The sequence below is a fragment of the Virgibacillus sp. M23 genome (genome assembly GCF_034190895.1).
GTDB lineage: Bacteria > Bacillota > Bacilli > Bacillales > Amphibacillaceae > Virgibacillus > Virgibacillus salarius.
The window spans coordinates 1-399 of record NZ_JAWDHA010000363.1 but is presented as its reverse complement, the minus strand read 5'-3'; the positions used below and the strand labels follow the sequence as shown (position 1 = coordinate 399).

Below are 399 nucleotides of genomic sequence, written 5' to 3'. Positions count from 1 at the left end.
AATCAAAAGAACGTGATGTGACTTACTCAGCTCCGCTAAGAGTGAAGGTTCGTTTAATTGACAAAGAAACTGGAGAGGTAAAAGACCAAGATGTCTTCATGGGTGATTTCCCTATTATGACAGATACAGGTACTTTTATCATTAACGGTGCGGAACGCGTTATCGTTTCCCAGCTTGTTCGGTCTCCAAGTGTATATTTCAGTGGTAAAGTAGAGAAGAACGGTAAAAAATGTTTTACCGCAACTGTCATTCCAAACCGTGGCGCATGGTTAGAATACGAAACTGATGCGAAAGATGTTGTTTATGTCCGCATTGATCGCACACGTAAGTTGCCGGTTACGGTTCTTTTGCGTGCTCTCGGCTTCGGCTCCGATCAAGAGATTCTTGATCTCATAGGAG

1 pseudogene is annotated in these 399 nt (G+C 43.1%); it reads left to right on the top strand.

Annotation, left to right across the window (positions count from 1 at the left end):
* Nucleotides 1-399 (top strand): annotated as a pseudogene (locus RVS70_RS23010) (DNA-directed RNA polymerase subunit beta); the annotation flags it as partial.